Raw genomic sequence first — 17,568 nt, 5'->3', positions numbered from 1 at the left:
CATGTCTTGCCCTATCCCCGCGCCATTTCGGACGCGGATGACCGGTCTGTGGTGGGACTTCCCCGCCATTGTGTCAGCATGTCCAGCCCGGCAACGGTAAATGCAGCAGTAAAGGCCCCCACGAGCGTCAATACGATACGTGTGAAGGTGGCATATGCAGGGTCTTGCGTAGACAAGGCACCTGCAACCAGTGCCAGAGTGACTGAAAACGCATACTGATAGACCATGCTGGGATGCGGCCCATTGAGCATCTTTGTTCCGAAAAACAGCCCTGACAGGAAAATCAAGCCAAGGACTATCGACAGATGTGCAGAGAATGTAAACAGCCACAAAATCAGCAATGCCACCACGGCACCATAAAGCGTGGCGCGAATGCGCTGAAAGGCTTCATCCCAGACCCGCGTGCCTGTCGGGAACACGATGACCATCGCGGCAACCATCGCCATCATCATGTCTGAAGGTTGCATGACTGAATAAAGCCAAAAGCTGAGACCAATCAGAACGGTGGCGCGAATTGCAGCGCCGATTTCAAGGTTCCCCGTGGTGGGTACCGGCTCGTCCACATGTATCTCTTTGGTTCGTGCAGGCAGAAGGATGTAGACCAACAACCCGACCACCAGTGCCACCACTGACGCTTGCGCGAACCCATCGCGCATTGTCTCGAGCGTTGCGGTGCCGTGCATCCCCATGATCGACATCAACAGAGCTACAATGATGATCAGCATGCCCATTGCCGCACCTGTTTTCAGGATCATGCGGAATGCGACAAAATAAACCAGCCACATGGTGCCGACATATACCAGCGGCATCGGGCGCAACTGCTCAACAAACCATGTCGTCGCATAAACCATGACAATCATCACAACCGGAGCCGCGATGATCTTTGCGGGATTGAACGCTTTTCTCTGTGCAGCAATCAATCCCAGCGGCAACGCGGCAATGATTGGTGGCAAGGCAGGGTCCAGAATTGGCACCGCCGCATAGGCGAGCATGCCTGTCAGCGCAAGACGCACCGCGTAGAGAGGGTCTTCGTTTACGTTGGGGCGGGGGGTCACATACATGATGTGCGCCTAATGTAGGTAACTGGTTAAAGATTGAATCCGCTGAAACGCACCAGACAGCCACGCAATGGGATTGCCCTTACCGCTTGCATAGACAACTGCATGAACCTTACCACCAACGCGCACATTGGCAGGCCAGGCTTCCATCCCGTCCACCAATTCAACCCGTACCGGTATACGGCGCGCAGGCTCGAACCAGCGGTTTGACGGTTGGTTTACCACAAGGCCACCTTGGATGTTGCGACCGGGGTTGATGCCCCACGCGATGCTCTGCACCCGGCCATCAAATATCTGGCCCGGCACGGCGTCGAACAGCAGTCCGACCTTATCGTCAGCCTGAACATTTTGAAGTTGGTTCTCACGCAGATCGACGGTGACCCACGCAGCGTCCGCGTCGATGAATGTCAGCGCCGGATTGCCTGCACCGATAAACTGGCCTTCAGCGAGCAGCACATTCGTGACGACGCCTAAATGCGGTGCCAGCACCGTCGCAGAGTTCAGATCATATTGCGCACGCTCCAGCTGTGCCTGCGCAGCAGCAATAGCCGGGTTGTCATTCCCTTGAGACCCGAGTTGCGTGCGCGCACTTTCCAAATTGGCTTCGGCTGCTGCCAATCTTGTTTCTGCGTCTGCGACTTGGCCTCGTGCCGTGTCGCCTGCGGATGTCGTCGCAAGGCCCCGCTCTTCCAGCCTGAAGGTTCTCTCGGATTGAACGCGGGTTGTCTCAAGCGCCGACCGAGCTTGCGTTACCGCAGCTTGTGCAGCCACAAGCGACGCGCCAGACGCATCGATGTTCTGGATCGTTGAAGTCAAGTTTGCTTCAGCCTGTTGGAGCGCCAATTCCAAGGGGCGTGGATCGAGCGAAAAAAGCGGATCACCAGCTTGAACAACCGCATCATCAGCGATGTGAACCCTTGTGACTTCGCCTGAGACCCGTGGTGCGATCTGCACCACATGCGCCGAGACGATCCCGCGCGAGGAGGATGGAGCCATCCGGTCTGTCATCGCGTAAAGAACGACCATTGCGAGCAAAAGCACGATCACAATAGTCGCGATCTTCGCAGCGGGATTCTTTGCGGCAGTATCGTCTACGTCACTCATCACAGTTCCTCTTCTCGATATTTCATTGAGTTCAATTACAGCCGCTGGCTTGTCGTGGAAGTGCGATCAAACCTTACCGTCCTGCTCTTTTGCGGCGCGGCGCGGATGTGTCCGACTGCCCCTCGCGGTGGAAAATATAGATGCCTGAACCCAGAATGATCGCAATGCCTACGCCTGTCAAAGCATCCGGGAAATCGCCAAAGACCAGAAAGCCCAAAGCCGTGGCGGTCATGATCTCAAGATACTGGAATGGCGCTAGGGCCGTGGCATCGGCGGTGCGGTACGCTTCGGCGATCATCACAAAGCTGATCGCGGCAACCGCGCCGGCACATAAGACAAGAAGCCACGTAGATGTGTCCGCCGTGGAGGGAACGAAGCCGGTCATTGGTGTGAAGCTTAGAGCCATAGAAAGCAAAACAAGACCAACCGCCGCATAAACCGTGGTGCCACATTGAACTGTCAGTGCAGACCGTGTGACGGTTGCTTTTTTGAGAAGGATCATGTTCAGCGCATAGGCCACGGCCGAAATCAGCGGCAAAATTGTCACCCAGCCATATGTCGAGAAGCCGGGGCGGATCACGATCAGCGCACCGACCAAGCCGATACCAACCGCGATCAAACGCCGTGGGCCCGCTGTTTCGCCTAACAAAAATCCCGCAAGAAGCGTCAGAATCAACGGCTCTACAAAGAAGATTGCGATTGCTGTGGCAATTGGCATGACAGCGAATGCGCTGATGAGGCTGGTAAGTGAAATAATAAGCAAAATACCGGACAGCGCTAAGACGGGCGAGAACATTGCGCCTCTGAGGCGATGACGCAGGAAAAATGCGATCGGGACCAGAAGCAATGCTTGTGCCAGAACACGGCACATCGTCACCCCGACAGGGTTCAACGTCTCGCTGATCAGTTTGGCGAACGTGTCGCCTACTGGCAGCAATAGCATGGCTGCGATCATATAGAGCATCCCAGCATTTGGTCGTGCGGGGGCCGTGATCTGCAAAGGATGTAATGTGGGGCTCTGCAACATCTTAAGTCCTCAACAATTCAGGATCACCTCAAGGCAGAGGTGATCTAAATCCGGGCGTTCAGGATAAAGGTGATTACAGAAACTACGCGCGACGCCATCGCGGGCCTATCCGTATCCGTCCGCTATTCCATGGGCCGACCTAGGTCAACTCCTTCGCCCAGAATAGCTGCTATGCAGAACAGGAATGCCTTATCCAAAAAGCATTCCTACAAACATCGTGCTTACTGTCCTTCCTTCCCCACTTTGCGCAGACGCAAAGCCAGAAAGATGAACACCACACCGACTACAATGGCCCAGAAGCCGATCAGCCATGTCAGTGAGAGTATCCCTGCGTGAGGCATGACGATCAGAGCCAGCCCGAACAGTATCGAGAGAAGTCCACCTGCGACGAGCAACCACTCGCCTTGTATGTGGTCTCTTAGCCGGATGGCGGCAGCGATACGTAAGACCCCGCCAACAATCGACCACGCGGCGACAAACATCAGCAGTACGTAAGCGGTGATACCCGGCATGAGCAGCGTAATCGCGCCAATGGCTGCACCAAGCAGGCCCTCGATCAGCAGAAGCCACCAATTGCTCAGGGTCTCACGATACCGGATCGAATCTACAATGCCGATAATCCCGTCGAACAGAATATAGGCACCGAGCAGCATCACCAGAATGGCGAGTGTCAGATCAGGCCATAGGAACGCGGCGATGCCAAAAAGGATTGCACCAACGCCGCGGACTGCCAGCACCCACCAATATCGCGAAAGCATCATTGTCAGATCATTCATTTTACGGTCCTTTCCTATCTTCTGCGTGCGGTAATCACCACGCCATCTGTAGCGCTAAGTAGCAGCGCGCCAGTTTTATCAATCGTGTAACCTTCGACGGTCGACAAGGCTTCCATCAAACGCGCTTCTTGCTCCATCAGTGCTGGCGCGCACATCATCATGGTCGTCCCCGCCATTCCGATGCTCAGAGCCTCGCCATCCAGAATGTAGCTTGCAACCAACCGGTTACAGGATGCGTTCCCCGCAAGGCCGCCATCCGGCAGAAACAACAGACTGGCAGGGCTGTTGTCGATCACACCCTTGCCGCCAATGTCCTCGATAAACCACTCGCGGCCCGAAAGTTTAGGGCTCGATTCCTGCGCCATCAGGTAGTCGGCAACGGCGCGGTAAGCGGGCAGGGACGTCGGGTCGCTTGCCGCGTTTCCGGCGACGGGGTTCGAGGCAAAGCGGACGATCACCATGTCAGCGGTTGGATCAATCCAGATCGTCTGGCCATGCACGCCACGTGCTGCGAACGAGCCGTGATCGTCATGGCTGACCCACCACATCCCGCGATAACTCCAGCCCGGCAACAGGTCATAACCAGCCTTTGCAAACGTGTCTTTACTGCCTCCTTCGCGGATCCGTGCGATGGCTTTTGCGGGGATGATCTGCTCCCCGTTCCACGCGCCTTCGTTCAGTATCAACTGACCGAAGCGGCCCAAATCGCGCAGAGTGGCGTTGAAACCGCCGCCGGCAAAGGGGGTGCCGATGGAGTCGACGGTATAAAACGCCTCGCGCTCCGCACCGATGCGAGACCAGATACGCTTTGATAGATACTCCGCCGCCGAAACGCCCGTGGTTCGGGCAATCAACCAGCCTGCCGCATCGGAGTTGACGGTTTTGTAGCCAAAGGCGTCGCCATGTTCGGCGTCGTTCTTCTGCACCGTTTGCAGATATTCGAAATAGCTGCGGGGGCCATCATATCCTTCCGGCTTGGGCAAGGGGCTGCCAGCCTCGGCGTAGGTCCAGACTTCAGCATCGGGATCAGAGTAGTCTTCGGAGTAGTCCAGCGCCGTGGTCATTTCCAAGACCTGCTGCACCGTCGCATCGCCGAAGGCGCTGCCTGCCAGTTCCGGGATAATATCCGCGATCGGGGCGGTTTCATCCAGCTTGCCTTCGGCGACCAGCACTTCGGCCATCAGACCGGTCAGGCTTTTGGTGACAGACATCGCGCCGTGCAGGGTGTTTTCATCCAGGCAGCCGTCATAGCGTTCATAAACAATGCGGCCTTTATGCAGAACCAGAATTCCGTCGGTGTAGTTTGTATCGAAGGCCGCGTCCCACGTCATCGGGTCACCGCCATCAAGCGGGGTGAACTCGACGGCATTGATACCCGCGTCAATATCAGCGGGCAGGGGGCTAACCTTGCCCGAGCCGTTATTCACGCCGGTCGACGGCATCAGTTCGCGAAAGTGACAGACTGTCCAGCGCAGTTTTGGGAACGCGAAGTAGTCAGGGTCGGTAAACCGGATTGTCTTGTCCGCTGCTGGTGGGAATCCTTGCATCCAACCCATCGTTACCGGGTTCGATGCCTGTGCTGAAAGCGGTTTGGATTCCTGCGCCATTGTGGCTCCTCCAAATGTCAGAGATGCGGCCAGCGCCGTGCATATCGCTTTTCTCATTACAGTCTCCTTAAATCGGTTAAGTATCGTCGCAGTGCTTAGGGTGAAGTACGCGCGCAGTTGCCTGAAAATGCGCGGTGTTAAAACGGTTCCTGAACAGTCCCTCCCGAAACCGTCAGTATCTTATCAATGACCCATGCCGCGGCAGGTGAGCACAAAAACAGCGCGGCGTTCGCCATGTCCTTCGGATCGCCCAAATTGATGTCCCAAGGACTGATATCCGGGCGTTCAGGACAATTAACCAAAGTTGGCACTTCGGTGATTTTCGAACCACGGCGACGCCATCGCTGCAGTCTTCAACGGTCAGTTTGGAATTTTGCTGCCATCTGCAGGATAACCTGCTTGTCTGATTTGAATATGCACCGTGTTCCAGATTCTACAAGCACCGGCTACCGACTGCATTGCCCATCTTGGGTAGACAACGGCGAAATTATCCGCGTTTGGCGCTCTGATCTCTTTTTTGTTTAGAATGGAAACTCCAAAGTCGTGGTCAATTAATTGTGCCGTGCTTCGGGCACCAGATCAGCACATCACAGACCGCATCCCTCAAAAGTCGCCTTGAGACGCTGCCGATGAATGCCCGACTGACAAGACTGCTTCGCCCTTGTCCCAAGGCAATCAAATCGAAGTCCTGATCACGACACATACGGGTCAGGACGCTCAAAGGATCGCCCTTCAAAACGCGAGAGGTCATTCCCCGCCCGTGGCTCTGGGCTTTAACGTCACGCAAATGATCTTCAGCCTCCTCGATCAATTTGCGTCGGTGCTTTGTCAGATCTTTCGTGCGGGATCCAAAGCGCAACATGGCTTCTTTGAGCTGAGGAGGAATCTGCACGGCCTGAACCACATGCAGTTTGACTTCGGGTAGAAGGTTGGAAACGAAAGCAGATCGGTCCAACGCGTTGTCAGTCCCGTTGGTCGCCAAGACGGCGCGACCGTAGCGGTGCTTTACCGGACGTTTCACCACAAGCACTGGGGTATGTCCGGCGGCGATGACCCGATCTGTTGTTGAGCCAAGCAATTTTTCGCTGATTTTAACCTTCTGGTGCGCGCGCATAACGATTAGGTCGGGAGACAGATCATGGCAGAGGTCAAGCAGCGCAAGCGCATGCGAGCCCAACACAATATGTAACTTGGTACTGGAAAGGTCTGCACCCAGCTCTGTCAGTGCTGCCTGGATCTTGTCACGAGCCGCAAAAGCGGCCTGACCGGGCAGGGTGGTCAGATCGTCCAGCTGTGCGGAGCTTCCTGGAAGGTCGAGGACGTGAACTACGTGCAAATCAGCTCGAGAGGCGGTCGAAACTTCCAACGCACGGTCCAGAACCGCGACGTCTTGCGGCAGTTCCCCAATCGCAGCGAGAATTGTGGTTTGTGTCATGGCTTTGCCCCCCAAATGCAGTCTGGATGTTGGAAATGATCAAGTAAATGGTTTGCGACGGCTCTAGACGTGTTGTGCCTGTCGGTCCTGACCTGCACCTGCGCCGGGTTTTTCGCCCGACGGCAGCTTGCGCGCTAACACATTTGGACCTTCTTCCGGTGCGGCCTTTGCCTGCTTCGGGTCGCCCTTCAGCAACAGGTCATGCACTGGTTGTTCCCTTGGGGCGAACACGTGCGGGAAAAGTTCTTCAAAGTCAGCTTTGCAAATCATCATGGTCTTGCTCCTTCTGATGAAGTTGTCTTTCGTTTTTCACTTGGTCGGTCGCGTCAGTAGCGATCAATGACGCGACCGATCGGGGCTAGGATTAAATCAGGCGACCAGTCTTACATTGCCGAGATTATCACAGGCCGCCTTTGATGCCGGAGCGACCGGAGACATCCCAAGCTCGCGGCTGTCCAAGCTCTCTACAAACCGCTTGATCTCGCTTCGGTGAATACCGATGTCATTGAGAACAAAGTCATCCATTGCCTCGAATGCTGCGATCATTTTGCGCCGCTTCCAACTTTGGTTGGCGTCGCGCAACCAGCGTCGCATGAACCCACCCTTTTTGGGGGGGGTGATTGGCATTCATTGCCGCCGCATTGAAATGCTGGGTCATGTAGTTTCGATGTGAAAGAAAGGGATGCATGTCATCCTCCAGATATAAGGTTACTGAAGCCGTGACGTCGGTTTTTGAAGTCCCGTAGCGACAGACTGCAATTGATCGCAATTCGCCGTTGGGCAGTGCAAAAACTGATGTCGTCTAAAGCAGATCAAACGATCTGAAAGAACCCCGTGGCGTGAAGCGGCACAAACGGCTCGCCCCGCCCGGGGCTACCGGCGGTTCAGGGTTTTTCCTGCGAAAAGCAGGGACCTCATATGGAAGCTGGTGAACATCATGCTTCTTAGATGGGATGCACAGCTGAATCTTTCAATGCCGTTGAGGGCGGATATCAGGTTTTGGATGAAACAGGTATGACTCTGGGCCATTTAGGTCACAAAGCGCTCAAGCCTCCAATGTTTTCGCCTCAGGATTGACTAACGAGACGCGGATACATAAATCGAAGTCATGATGGTACATGCAGATCATTTTCGATTTCTACTGCTGAACCGCCCGTTTCCCCGGGCGGTCTAGGCGCGTTCGCGCCTGCCATACCCCCGGGGCCTCCTTACATTCCTGAACTTAAACGCGGTGTGTATTCGTTTGACGAGCACTCGAACCGCTCCCGTCAGACCCTCAGCAAATTTGCGAGCAAATCCAAGGAGTCCATGAAATGACTGCGACTGTCTCGACTGCAAAAAAATCCGCCCAACGTAACCCCAAGATCGTTATCAATGCGGACGATCTGGACCATCTGGAAGGCTTGGCCGACGGAATGATGAAACGTCACCCTGCCTTGGCTGACCGCTTGTTTAATGAGATCGGCCGGGCGCGTATCGTTCCTGCTCAGAAGATGCCAAAGAATGTCGTCGGCATGGGAAGCACAGTGACCTATCGTGATGAATCCACCGGGCAGGAAAAATCGGTGACGCTGGTCTACCCTGAAGAGGCCGATATCACCCGACTTCGGGTTTCGGTGATGACACCTATCGGCGTTGCCCTACTAGGGTTGGCCGAAGGGGCCAGTTTCTATTGGGATACGCGTGGTAACCAGCGGCGCATGTTGACCATCATCGGAGTTGAGCACCGCACAGAGCAAATGTGAAAGTTGCATTTGCGGCATCAAAACATTTCGATGAGCAGCATTCCCGTGCCATGGTGCTCATCGAGACGCATATTTTAACTGCAGGCAGGGCGATTGTTTTGCCACGCACTGCAAATGAGGGGCATCTGCCATGAAAGTCGTTGTTATGGGCGCGGGCGTCATTGGCGTCACCACCGCATATTACCTGGCCAAACAAGGCGCGGAAGTTGTGGTGATTGACCGTCAGACCGGTCCCGGTCTGGAGACGAGCTATGCCAATGCGGGCCAGCTAAGCTACGGCATGACCTCGCCCTGGGCGGCACCCGGCATTCCCGTGAAGGCCGTTAAATGGATGTTCATGAAACGCCGGCCGCTGTTCATCTGGCCTTTGATAAGCCCGACCATGTGGAAATGGTGTGCGCAGATGGTCGGCAACTGCAACGAGGAAAGCTACCGCATCAACAAGGGCCGCATGGTGCGCGTCTCCAGCTATTCACGGGACGTCATGCCGGAACTGATTGCGGAAACCGGCGTGGAGTATGACGGGCGGGCGCAAGGCACCTTGCAATTGTTCCGGACCGCCAAGCAGATGAAGGCTTCCAAGGCTGATCAGGAAATTTTGTCTGAATACGGCTCTCCCTACGACGTGCTTGGCCGCGACGCCTGCATCGAGGTCGAGCCCGCCTTGGCCGAAGTCCGCAACAAGTTCGTGGGCGGCCTGCGCCTAACAGCCGACCGCACCGGAGATTGCCGGATGTTCACCATCGCTTTGACCGAGAAATGCGTCGAGATGGGCGTCGAGTTTCAGTATGGCCAGTCGATCAAGTCCATCGCGGTCGAGGATGGCAAGATCGCCGGTGTCGACACTGAAATCGCGGGCCGCATTACCGCGGACGCCTATGTCTGCGCGATGGGCAGCTACGCGGTGAACGTGCTGCGCCCGATCGGGATCAAGTTGCCGGTCTATCCGGTGAAGGGCTACTCCGTGACGCTGCCCGTCACGGATGACGCGTTTGCACCGCAATCCACTATCATGGACGAAACCCACAAAGTCGCGATCACTCGTCTGGGAGACCGCATCCGCGTGGCGGGGCAGGCGGAGATTGCAGGGTATTCCAACCGCCTCGGCCCGCATGCGACCGACACCGTGAAGCACGTAATTGGCGATCTGTTCCCCAAGGGCGGCGATATAACGCGCGCCGAAGGGTGGACCGGCCTGCGCCCCATGACGCCCGACGGAACGCCTGTGCTGGGGCCGAACCAATACGATAATCTGTTCCTGAACACAGGGCACGGGACATTGGGCTGGACGATGGCCTGTGGCTCAAGTCGTGCTGTCGCCGATGTGGTACTCGGCAATACGCCGGAGATTTCAATGGACGGGCTTACCGCCGCAAGATACGCGCGCTGATCCTACGTATCGGGCGGCGCGACAACACCCGATCTTTGAACGCTCCTCTACCTGCTTGAGAGCATCACGCGCAGTCCTCAGTGCGTGGATCGAGCGCCATGGCGACAGGTGTCACATCGGGAAGCGGCACATATGGTTCCTGCTGATCCTCGGACACAAAAGGCCTTTTGGCGACGCTGACCAAAACGAACATAGCGTAAAGGATCGCCACCGCAGATTCGAACAGGAAGAAGCTGGAAGGCCCGTAGATCGACATCAGTGTCGCGGCGAGTAGCGGACCGATGGTCGCGCCGACAGAATAGACCATCAGCAAACGTCCCGACGCGGCGATGTAGTATTTGCGCTCCAGACGGTCGAAGGTCTGTGCGACGCATAGCGGGTAGACGCTACTCATAGCACCTCCGAACGCGACTGCCATGACCAGCAAAGTCGTGAACGGCAAACCGGATACAACGAAGCTGGCGAGCGTCCCCCATGCAACGCCTACAGCAATCAAGGCACCGGACATCACAATGCGCCGGTCGAACCGGTCCGCCAGTACCCCCATGGGAATCTGTGCGGCCAAGCCGCCAAGCACCACGGTGCTCATGAACAGGGCGGCTTCGGTCACGCTCAACCCGATCCTGCGGGCAAAAACGACACCCAGTGCATAGAAGGATCCCACCATCAGCCCCGCGACCACGGCGCCGACCACGCCAACCGGCGACGCCGAATACAGGTCTTTGACCTTGAGCACACGGCTTTCGCTGAGGTTGGGCTCGCCCAAACTGGTCATTGCGACCGGAACCAGCGAGAGCCCGATCAGCGCTGCGGCCAGCATGAAGAGGTCGGGCGTGTTGACCTCGGCAAGGTTCACCAAGGTCTGCCCCGATGCAATCGCAAGATAAAAGGTCAGCATGTAGAAGCTCAGGACGCGTCCGCGCGTCTCGTTGCTACTTCTCGTGTTCAGCCAACTCTCGATGGTGGCCGTCAGTCCGGCAATACAGAACCCGTTGATAACGCGAAACACCAGCCACGTGGCCGGATGGAAAAAGGCGGCGTATGCCAGCGTGGTCGCGGTCGTCAGCGCGGCGAAAACAGCGAACGCGCGGATATGCCCAATCCGGAAAATCACATGTTTGCCGCGCAGGCCACCAAGCGCCAGACCAAGGTAATACGCCGCCATGATCGCGCCGGTCAGCGCGACAGGGTAGTTCGCGGCTTCCATGCGCAGCGGCAGGATCACGCCGAGCAGGCTGTTGCCGATCATGAAGGCGGCAGTACCGCCGAGAAGGGCTTTAACGGAGACGAGAATTTCACGTAGATTATGTGCCATGATCGTTGCTCCGAGTTCTGTCGTCCGGGAGGTGCGGTCAGCCCACGCTTGAGTGACTTTGCCCTTCGACGTTTATGTTGTTGATCTGAAAACGGAACAATTCAGATGTCCGTCGTAGTAGTCTTGCCATGGTGCAGCGGTATGCAACACTTGCACAGGAGACTACGCGTAGAAAAGCCCCGGACAAGCCGGGGCTGATCTGTCTGCCTTCACAAGGGTTCGGCGTCAGGCGGCCAGCGAACGCAGCATCCAAGCCGTCTTTTCGTGGAACGCAGCGCGTTCGGTCGCCAGATCCGCAGTTGCGGGATCGTTTTCGGTTTCTGCGATCTCCACCAGCGTGTGCATGCGGCCTGCCAGTTTCTCGTGGTCGGACAAGAGGTCCTTGACCATCTCGACGGCAGTCAGGGCCTCACCGCCGCTCTTGTTCGTGTCCGTGACGTTTACCGACGCCATCATATTCAATGCTCTGATGCGTTCGGCGATGACGTCTGCCGCGGCGAACATATCGGTGTATTGTTCCTCGGTCAGGCTGTGCACGGCGAAAAACAACGGGCCGGTGACGTTCCAGTGGTAAGTGTGGGTCTTGATGATGAGTGCGTAGGTATCGTTCAGCACCTCGGCCAAGGCCTCCGCGACGGGCGTCGCATTCCGGATGCCAGCTGTTGCGGTGTCGGTTGCCGGGTTTTGTTTCAAAGTCGTTGTCATGGTGTCTCCAATTCTACGGTTAGTGGTGAGGTGGTGTAATCGTTGGTGCGGTAGCGTCGACTGCCCGTCAGACGGCCCGCAAGTCGCGGCGGCTTTGCCCTGCTGCCACACGAGGGATGTCGCTTCGTTGAAGCCCGATGTCTGCGAGCATTCTGTCGCTTAGCCCATGCAGGGCGTTTGCCGTTGCGTGCCGTTGCCACCAGAAGGATGCTGCAAGTTGCAAACGGCGCAACAGGCTGGTGTCGCTGTTCGACAAAGCAGGGCGGGTGGCGGAAGCGATCATTGGTTTTGTCATATAGATGGACATGTAATTCTCCGGTTTCGAGGTGACTGACATCGAAACGGCCGCGTCCGCATATTGCGGGGCGCGTGATGCACAAGCTGGCGCGCCGCCCGTTCAACACGGCGTTTCGGTCAGATCAGTTGATTGGTGAAAGATCATGAAAACCCCAGAGCGTGGACAGGCGCAATCGCCCGCCTCGCCCGGGGCTACCGGCGGTTCAGAAGCTTTCCCGCAATAGTCGGGAACCTCTTATGAGTGCTGAAGGTCATCATGTTTTTGATATGGGCACCGCAACCCGGGCTTTCAACGGGGCATACGCCAAATATTTACCGGTCCGGCCTCGCTCGTCGGGGTTGTGTTTCGAGCCGCGTTGCCCATGTCCTGAAACGTGTCAATCGCGAGCGGTCGTCTCGCCCTCCAAGCGCCCCCGTCGTGCAAGCCAGCTGGCAATTACCCCGCAGAGCAACGCCCACGCAGCCCCCACGATCCAGCCCGCCAGAACATCGGTCGGCCAGTGAACGCCAAGATAGACGCGGCTGACGCCGACGGCGATGACCACGAAAGTCGCCAACGTGATGACATAGGCCTTTGCAGTCCTGCTGTCCAAGGTCCGGGCCAGCAATACGGCAAGCGTTAGATAGACAATCGCCGCCATCAGCGAATGGCCACTGGGGAAACTGGCAGTATACACCGCGGACTCGTGCGACACGAGTTCAGGTCGCGGGCGGTCGAATCCCGACTTCAGCATTTGACTGAGCGAGATGCCGGTCGTTACCGCCACAAGCAGCAATCCGGTGAGGCGCTGTTGCCCTTGCAGCCATAAAAATCCTGCCGAAGAGAGGGCCAGAAACGTCAGGATGCCCACACCGCCAAGGGCTGTGATATCGCGGGCAAGCTCTTCGACCCAGACGGGCCCCAGCGGATCGCTGAAGTCGGCAGGATTTCGAAACGCCAGCATGACAAGTGTGTCGAACCTGTGCGTTTCGTTCTCGATGACAGCGTCGGCGAGCTCAAAGAAAACCCAGATCATGCTGGCCAAGACAAACAGCGCGGAGATTATTCGGCTAATTCCGCCGCGGTCACTTTGCGTGTTTTTCGTAGTGCTGTCCAAGGCTTGGTCCTTGTCTTCTCAGAGATGGCTCTACACCTGAATAGCCCAAAATACTGAAACTGCACTACTTCGGATTTCGCCAACTGCCTGTGCTGCTAAGAACGGAAAACTCAAAGCGGAGTAACGAGAACATCGCATGTCGGGTCTGCGAGCAATTGTTCGGTGGTGCTGCCAAGCAATGATCTGGACAACCACGACCGTGCATGCGGGCCGACGCAAATCAGATCAGTGCCAAGGCGTCGTGCTTCTCGGTCGAGAACGACCGTCGGAGCCCCTTCAATCAGTAGCCATTCATAGGTGCGCGCGCTGTCCAGTTCATCCTCAAACGACTGCATCGGCGCTTGCAGTTCGGCCTCTGCCCGTTGTTTGTCCCTCATCGAAATTTCACCAGCCGCGTTTGCTGTCGTAGTCAGCGCTCTGAAAGGAATGTGATAGGCGTGAAGTAGCGTGAGATTTTGCTCGGGTACCAGCGTGGCGGCAAGGCGGGCTGCGTTTCCGGCGCATTTGGAAAAGTCCACGGCAACCAGCGGGCGGCAGTAGGCGCCCGTGACCTGTTGTGCGACGACCAGCGTAGGAACGGTATTTGACGCGGCGACCCGCGCAATGGTCGTTCCTCTGAACCGATCCAAGAACCCGCGTGAGCGATGTGTTCCCAGGACGATAATATCCGCGTTCTTCAGCACCGCAAACTTCAGAATTTCTTTCCAAGCGTCCCCAAGGAGCAAGTGCACGTTGACGTTGATACCCCGGAAGTCATCGTGATTAACTATTTGCCGGTTGAGCAACCCCTCAACGCTTTGGTGCTGAAGGTTCACGACCGACTTTGGCAATTCGTCATCAATCACATGCACGACGTGGAGAGTGGCGGAGAACTGCCGTGCGAGCAGCGCTGCTCTGTTTAAGGCCCGATCCGAACGTGCAGATAGATCGGTTGCGACAACGATATTGTCCATGGTCTGCCCTTTCCACTGGCACGGGTTTTGTGAGCGATTTCGCTGCGACATTGATCGATCGCGGATGTCATCCGTCTATGCGCTTGGAATGGCGGGTTCATTGACCGAGGTTAACGATAGACGCGCTTCGCTGTTTCATATCTTGGCCAAGGTTTTGCGAGGACATCATGTTGGTGAGTAAGATCATGCAGACGAGGGTGTCTGTCGTAAGTCTCAGCACCTCCGTTCGGGCCGCTGCTGCATTGATGCTGGACCGCGATATCGGCATGTTGCCGGTCTGCAAGGATCACATACCGGTCGGAATCGTGACAGATCGGGATTTGGTGATGCGATTGCTGTCGGACGCCGAGCCCGGCCTTGAGCAACCTGTCTGCGCAGTGATGACATCGCATGTTCTTTCGTGCCGTGCTGATCAGGACGTTGTGGCCGTTGCGCGTGTCATGGGCGACGCTCAGGTCAGGCGTCTTGTCGTATGCGACAGTATCGGACGCTTGGTAGGGGTAGTGTCCTTGGGCGACATCGCGCGCGACGCCAGCGAGGAACTGGCAGGGCAGGCCTTGGGCGAGATCGTCGAATGCCGTTAATCCACGACCCCGTGGAGGGGATGGCGGATCAAGATCTCATCGCGAAAGAGGTCAAGATCGACGTCAGCAAGGGTGCAGAGCGCCTTCATATCCGTCAACGCGATGGAACGGCTATCGGGATGGGCAATGATGCCCTCGCGTTCGAAACGGCGAAGCGTGCGGCAAACATGTACGTTCGTTAGCCCTGTAAATTCACCGAATTTCTGCTGGTTAATCGGAAACTCCAAGATATTTCCGTCGGTGCGCCCGACCGCCTGCAATCTCGTGTGAAATTCTATCAAAGCATAGGCGACCCGGCTCGCGGCGTTTCCGCGCCCCATGCGCAGCAGCAACTCCGATGTGCGCGACTGTGTCGTCAGAATTGATGCGGCTAGAACTTCCCGTAAGTGGGCTGACGCCGTGTCTGGGCCGTTGGCTTTGTCAGGTTGGATGTTGATATACTCAATGTCGCTCAACGCCTCGACAGTGCAGGCGGCCACGGGCACAATCCGCGTCCCGACAAGCGCGAAGTCGCCCGGTAGCATCACGTCAATGATCTGGGTTTCACCACTGGCGAGGGTCTTGGAAAGGGCTATCCAACCTTCAAGCAAGAGCAGCGAATGATCGGCGAAGTCACCCTCGAAGGTAAGGGTTTTCCCTTGGGGTGCGCGACTGGTTGGCGCATGATGATCGGACAAAATTGCATCCGTCAACGTAGTATGGATGCGGTCCGACGATCTTTTAGAAATCATTTTCACGGACCTTTCCACGGAGAGACAAAATTATTCACTTGTCACACTTGGGCACGTCTTGGAGTTAATTCAAATGATCCACGTCAATTTCCGCCTTTTGGCGCTCCTTGAGTGAGCGACGAAAAGGCGAGGACCGGTCGTGTCACCATCTTTTCAAAGCTGATACGGCGTTCACGCCGTCGAGGCTTTGCCCCTTGATCACAAAAGCCATTCAACAGGCAGCCAGCCGATGACTGTCAGCGCAAGTCGTTTAATCAGCGTGGAGCCGGGTTCCCGGCTTGTTTCAGTGCCGTCCGACGAACTGGCCCATATCAGGCGGCGGTCGCGCAATTCTACGCGCCACGCAAGTCCGCTCAGTCCCTCGTCGAAGGCGTCATGCAACGCTTCCGCCATTGTCGTGCTTTCAATCAGCAAACCCATTTCCGTATTCAGAGTTGCCGAACGCGGGTCAAAATTGAACGAGCCGACGAAAATCCGGGTGCCGTCTACTGCAAATGTCTTGGCGTGAAGGTTGGATCCGGACGATCCCAACGGACCCAGAATATCGTTTGACGAAGAGCTTGCTGCGCGGGCGCGCAACTCGAACAGGTCAATACCTCCGCTCAACAAGTCTTCGCGGCGTTTTGCATAGCCTGCATGCACCGGCAGGGCATCTGTCGCCTCAAGCGAATTGGTAAGCATCCGCACGGATATTCCGTTGTCTTCCAATGCGATAAAAGCTCTTACACCCTGAGCTCCGGGAACGAAGTAAGGCGTCACGCCGTCAAAGCGGGACTTGATTGGTCCAACGGCTTCAAGCAACCGCGTGACAAATAAATCCGAGTGTGGGACGTCACCGAACCCAAGGACCGGATCGTCACTGACCAAGACAGCATTGGTCCACTCCAAGGCAAGCTCGCCCCTTGCAAGCGATCCGACTATGTCCGACGTCTCAAGCAGCGCGCGGTACTTTTCATACTCAGGCTCGTTGTCGAACGCCGCCAACGCTGCAGCGATCGAAACTCCGGCAGAGGGTTCACCCAATATTTGTGTGGCAGGGTGAACGGGCTTGGAATTCCAGTAGCGGTCATAATCAGCCGATATCTGGGGGACGATATCGCCTACCGCGAGAACATCCAGGTCAACTTGCAACGGTGTTGTGCCTGTCCCGAAATACTCGTCACCCACATTGCGACCGCCCAGGATGCTTGCGCGGCCATCGACGGTAAAGGCCTTGTTGTGCATGCGGTGGTTCAGTCGGAAGAAATCGAAGGCATAGGACAACCGTTTGAAGCGGCGCAAGGTGAACGGATTATAGAGGCGGAACTCAATATTGGGATGGGCGTCCAGTGCCACCAGAATGTCGTCGAGACCTTCGATCCCGTTGTCGTCCAGCAACAAGCGCACCCGCACACCGCGTTCAGCGGCGCGATACAGCGCCTTGAGCAACAGATGCCCCGTCATGTCACCGCGCCAGATGTAGTATTGCACGTCGATCGAGGACACTGCGGCATTGGCGAGCAATATGCGCGCCGCAAAGGCATCAAGGCCATTTTGGAGAGGCGCGATGCCGGTCAGTCCTTTGTGGCGCGCGCTGCTTTGGGTCAACGCCTCTGTCAACGGGCCGCTTTCCGCAGGACCTAGCGCAGAGGTTTCGTTGCGATCTGTGTTGGACGGTGCCGGAAAAATCAGTCGCGCGACGAGGATCGCGGAGGCGAGAAAGACAACTGTGTAAACGAGATACCGTAAAAGTGTCAGAAGCATC

At 56.6% G+C, this 17,568-nt stretch carries 19 protein-coding genes; 4 read left to right on the top strand and 15 right to left on the bottom strand.

The genetic code is table 11. The features are described from left to right. Nucleotides 1-11 precede the first annotated feature (11 nt). The 8 genes from BDE40_RS06320 to BDE40_RS06280 form a co-directional block, all read right to left on the bottom strand. The gene (locus BDE40_RS06320) at nt 12-1,061 is read right to left on the bottom strand and encodes an FUSC family protein (protein WP_134013571.1); all 1,050 of its coding nucleotides are present in this window, start codon (nt 1,059-1,061) and stop codon (nt 12-14) included. Between the two features lie 9 nt (nt 1,062-1,070). Beyond that, entirely contained in the window at nt 1,071-2,162 is a 1,092-nt protein-coding gene (locus BDE40_RS06315) for an HlyD family secretion protein (protein ID WP_134013570.1), read from the bottom strand. A 73-nt stretch (nt 2,163-2,235) separates the two neighbouring features. Next, entirely contained in the window at nt 2,236-3,126 is an 891-nt protein-coding gene (locus BDE40_RS06310) for a DMT family transporter (protein WP_246030370.1), read from the bottom strand. Between the two features lie 284 nt (nt 3,127-3,410). Then, the gene (locus tag BDE40_RS06305) at nt 3,411-3,965 is read right to left on the bottom strand and encodes an HdeD family acid-resistance protein (RefSeq protein WP_211342403.1); all 555 of its coding nucleotides are present in this window, start codon (nt 3,963-3,965) and stop codon (nt 3,411-3,413) included. Between the two features lie 14 nt (nt 3,966-3,979). Beyond that, entirely contained in the window at nt 3,980-5,629 is a 1,650-nt protein-coding gene (locus BDE40_RS06300; RefSeq protein WP_211342402.1) for a serine hydrolase, read from the bottom strand. A 490-nt stretch (nt 5,630-6,119) separates the two neighbouring features. Next, nucleotides 6,120-7,007 (bottom strand): universal stress protein, encoded by an 888-nt coding sequence (locus BDE40_RS06290; protein WP_134013568.1) that lies wholly within the window; start codon nt 7,005-7,007, stop codon nt 6,120-6,122. 63 nt (nt 7,008-7,070) lie between these two features. Continuing rightward, entirely contained in the window at nt 7,071-7,280 is a 210-nt protein-coding gene (locus BDE40_RS06285; RefSeq protein WP_134013567.1) for a hypothetical protein, read from the bottom strand. Between the two features lie 96 nt (nt 7,281-7,376). Further along, the gene (locus BDE40_RS06280; protein ID WP_162848035.1) at nt 7,377-7,601 is read right to left on the bottom strand and encodes a DUF1127 domain-containing protein; all 225 of its coding nucleotides are present in this window, start codon (nt 7,599-7,601) and stop codon (nt 7,377-7,379) included. Nucleotides 7,602-8,320: 719 nt separating this feature from the next. Between BDE40_RS06280 and rnk the strand changes: the two genes are divergently transcribed. From rnk to BDE40_RS06270, 3 genes are read left to right on the top strand one after another with little or no spacing between them, the layout of a single operon-like run. After that, the gene (rnk, locus tag BDE40_RS06275) at nt 8,321-8,752 is read left to right on the top strand and encodes a nucleoside diphosphate kinase regulator (protein WP_134013565.1); all 432 of its coding nucleotides are present in this window, start codon (nt 8,321-8,323) and stop codon (nt 8,750-8,752) included. After that, nucleotides 8,749-8,886, top strand: coding sequence for a hypothetical protein (locus BDE40_RS18175; protein WP_162848034.1), 138 nt, complete (start codon nt 8,749-8,751; stop codon nt 8,884-8,886). The genes rnk and BDE40_RS18175 overlap by 4 nt, the downstream gene beginning before the upstream one ends. Then, the gene (locus BDE40_RS06270) at nt 8,883-10,142 is read left to right on the top strand and encodes a D-amino acid dehydrogenase (RefSeq protein WP_134013564.1); all 1,260 of its coding nucleotides are present in this window, start codon (nt 8,883-8,885) and stop codon (nt 10,140-10,142) included. The genes BDE40_RS18175 and BDE40_RS06270 overlap by 4 nt, the downstream gene beginning before the upstream one ends. Nucleotides 10,143-10,206: 64 nt before the next feature. On the opposite strand, the gene BDE40_RS06265 is transcribed toward BDE40_RS06270, so the two are convergent. The 5 genes from BDE40_RS06265 to BDE40_RS06245 all read right to left on the bottom strand — a co-directional run bounded on the left by BDE40_RS06265 (nt 10,207) and on the right by BDE40_RS06245 (nt 14,509). Continuing rightward, a complete protein-coding gene (locus BDE40_RS06265) occupies nt 10,207-11,457 on the bottom strand; it encodes an MFS transporter (RefSeq protein ID WP_134013563.1) in 1,251 nt (416 codons plus the stop codon). A 225-nt stretch (nt 11,458-11,682) separates the two neighbouring features. Further along, the gene (locus BDE40_RS06260; protein ID WP_134013562.1) at nt 11,683-12,162 is read right to left on the bottom strand and encodes a Dps family protein; all 480 of its coding nucleotides are present in this window, start codon (nt 12,160-12,162) and stop codon (nt 11,683-11,685) included. A 67-nt stretch (nt 12,163-12,229) separates the two neighbouring features. Beyond that, nucleotides 12,230-12,469: a DUF1127 domain-containing protein gene (locus BDE40_RS06255; protein WP_246030369.1), complete on the bottom strand. Its 240-nt coding sequence runs from the start codon at nt 12,467-12,469 to the stop codon at nt 12,230-12,232. Nucleotides 12,470-12,836: 367 nt separating this feature from the next. Then, nucleotides 12,837-13,556 (bottom strand): phosphatase PAP2 family protein, encoded by a 720-nt coding sequence (locus BDE40_RS06250; RefSeq protein ID WP_246030368.1) that lies wholly within the window; start codon nt 13,554-13,556, stop codon nt 12,837-12,839. A gap of 110 nt (nt 13,557-13,666) precedes the next feature. Further along, nucleotides 13,667-14,509, bottom strand: coding sequence for a universal stress protein (locus tag BDE40_RS06245; protein ID WP_162848033.1), 843 nt, complete (start codon nt 14,507-14,509; stop codon nt 13,667-13,669). A gap of 167 nt (nt 14,510-14,676) precedes the next feature. Between BDE40_RS06245 and BDE40_RS06240 the strand changes: the two genes are divergently transcribed. Then, nucleotides 14,677-15,093, top strand: a complete 417-nt coding sequence (locus BDE40_RS06240; protein WP_134013560.1) for a CBS domain-containing protein — start codon at nt 14,677-14,679, stop codon at nt 15,091-15,093. Here the strand turns inward: BDE40_RS06240 and BDE40_RS06235 are convergent. Together BDE40_RS06235 and BDE40_RS06230 are read right to left on the bottom strand one after the other, a co-directional pair. Next, complete coding sequence (locus BDE40_RS06235) at nt 15,090-15,824, bottom strand: Crp/Fnr family transcriptional regulator (protein ID WP_134013559.1); 735 nt, start codon at nt 15,822-15,824, stop codon at nt 15,090-15,092. The genes BDE40_RS06240 and BDE40_RS06235 overlap by 4 nt on opposite strands. 198 nt (nt 15,825-16,022) lie before the next feature. After that, entirely contained in the window at nt 16,023-17,567 is a 1,545-nt protein-coding gene (locus tag BDE40_RS06230) for a phospholipase D family protein (RefSeq protein ID WP_134013558.1), read from the bottom strand. Nucleotide 17,568 lies beyond the last annotated feature (1 nt).

Origin of the sequence: Litoreibacter halocynthiae (assembly GCF_004365635.1) — a bacterium.
Classification (GTDB): domain Bacteria; phylum Pseudomonadota; class Alphaproteobacteria; order Rhodobacterales; family Rhodobacteraceae; genus Litoreibacter; species Litoreibacter halocynthiae.
The sequence above is the reverse complement of the archived record's forward strand: the minus strand, read 5'-3'. Positions and strand labels throughout refer to the sequence as shown.

Excerpts from the sequence above, each read along its gene's own strand:
- BDE40_RS06320 (WP_134013571.1), bottom strand. The coding sequence starts at position 1,061 with ATGTATGTGACCCCCCGCCCCAACGTAAACGAAGACCCTCTCTACGCG.
- BDE40_RS06315 (WP_134013570.1), bottom strand. The coding sequence starts at position 2,162 with ATGAGTGACGTAGACGATACTGCCGCAAAGAATCCCGCTGCGAAGATC.
- BDE40_RS06310 (WP_246030370.1), bottom strand. The coding sequence starts at position 3,126 with ATGCTCTATATGATCGCAGCCATGCTATTGCTGCCAGTAGGCGACACG.
- BDE40_RS06305 (WP_211342403.1), bottom strand. The coding sequence starts at position 3,965 with ATGAATGATCTGACAATGATGCTTTCGCGATATTGGTGGGTGCTGGCA.
- BDE40_RS06300 (WP_211342402.1), bottom strand. The coding sequence starts at position 5,629 with ATGAGAAAAGCGATATGCACGGCGCTGGCCGCATCTCTGACATTTGGA.
- BDE40_RS06290 (WP_134013568.1), bottom strand. The coding sequence starts at position 7,007 with ATGACACAAACCACAATTCTCGCTGCGATTGGGGAACTGCCGCAAGAC.
- BDE40_RS06285 (WP_134013567.1), bottom strand. The coding sequence starts at position 7,280 with ATGATGATTTGCAAAGCTGACTTTGAAGAACTTTTCCCGCACGTGTTC.
- BDE40_RS06280 (WP_162848035.1), bottom strand. The coding sequence starts at position 7,601 with ATGCGACGCTGGTTGCGCGACGCCAACCAAAGTTGGAAGCGGCGCAAA.
- rnk (WP_134013565.1), top strand. The coding sequence starts at position 8,321 with ATGACTGCGACTGTCTCGACTGCAAAAAAATCCGCCCAACGTAACCCC.
- BDE40_RS06270 (WP_134013564.1), top strand. The coding sequence starts at position 8,883 with ATGAAAGTCGTTGTTATGGGCGCGGGCGTCATTGGCGTCACCACCGCA.
- BDE40_RS06265 (WP_134013563.1), bottom strand. The coding sequence starts at position 11,457 with ATGGCACATAATCTACGTGAAATTCTCGTCTCCGTTAAAGCCCTTCTC.
- BDE40_RS06260 (WP_134013562.1), bottom strand. The coding sequence starts at position 12,162 with ATGACAACGACTTTGAAACAAAACCCGGCAACCGACACCGCAACAGCT.
- BDE40_RS06255 (WP_246030369.1), bottom strand. The coding sequence starts at position 12,469 with ATGTCCATCTATATGACAAAACCAATGATCGCTTCCGCCACCCGCCCT.
- BDE40_RS06245 (WP_162848033.1), bottom strand. The coding sequence starts at position 14,509 with ATGGACAATATCGTTGTCGCAACCGATCTATCTGCACGTTCGGATCGG.
- BDE40_RS06240 (WP_134013560.1), top strand. The coding sequence starts at position 14,677 with ATGTTGGTGAGTAAGATCATGCAGACGAGGGTGTCTGTCGTAAGTCTC.
- BDE40_RS06235 (WP_134013559.1), bottom strand. The coding sequence starts at position 15,824 with ATGATTTCTAAAAGATCGTCGGACCGCATCCATACTACGTTGACGGAT.
- BDE40_RS06230 (WP_134013558.1), bottom strand. The coding sequence starts at position 17,567 with ATGCTTCTGACACTTTTACGGTATCTCGTTTACACAGTTGTCTTTCTC.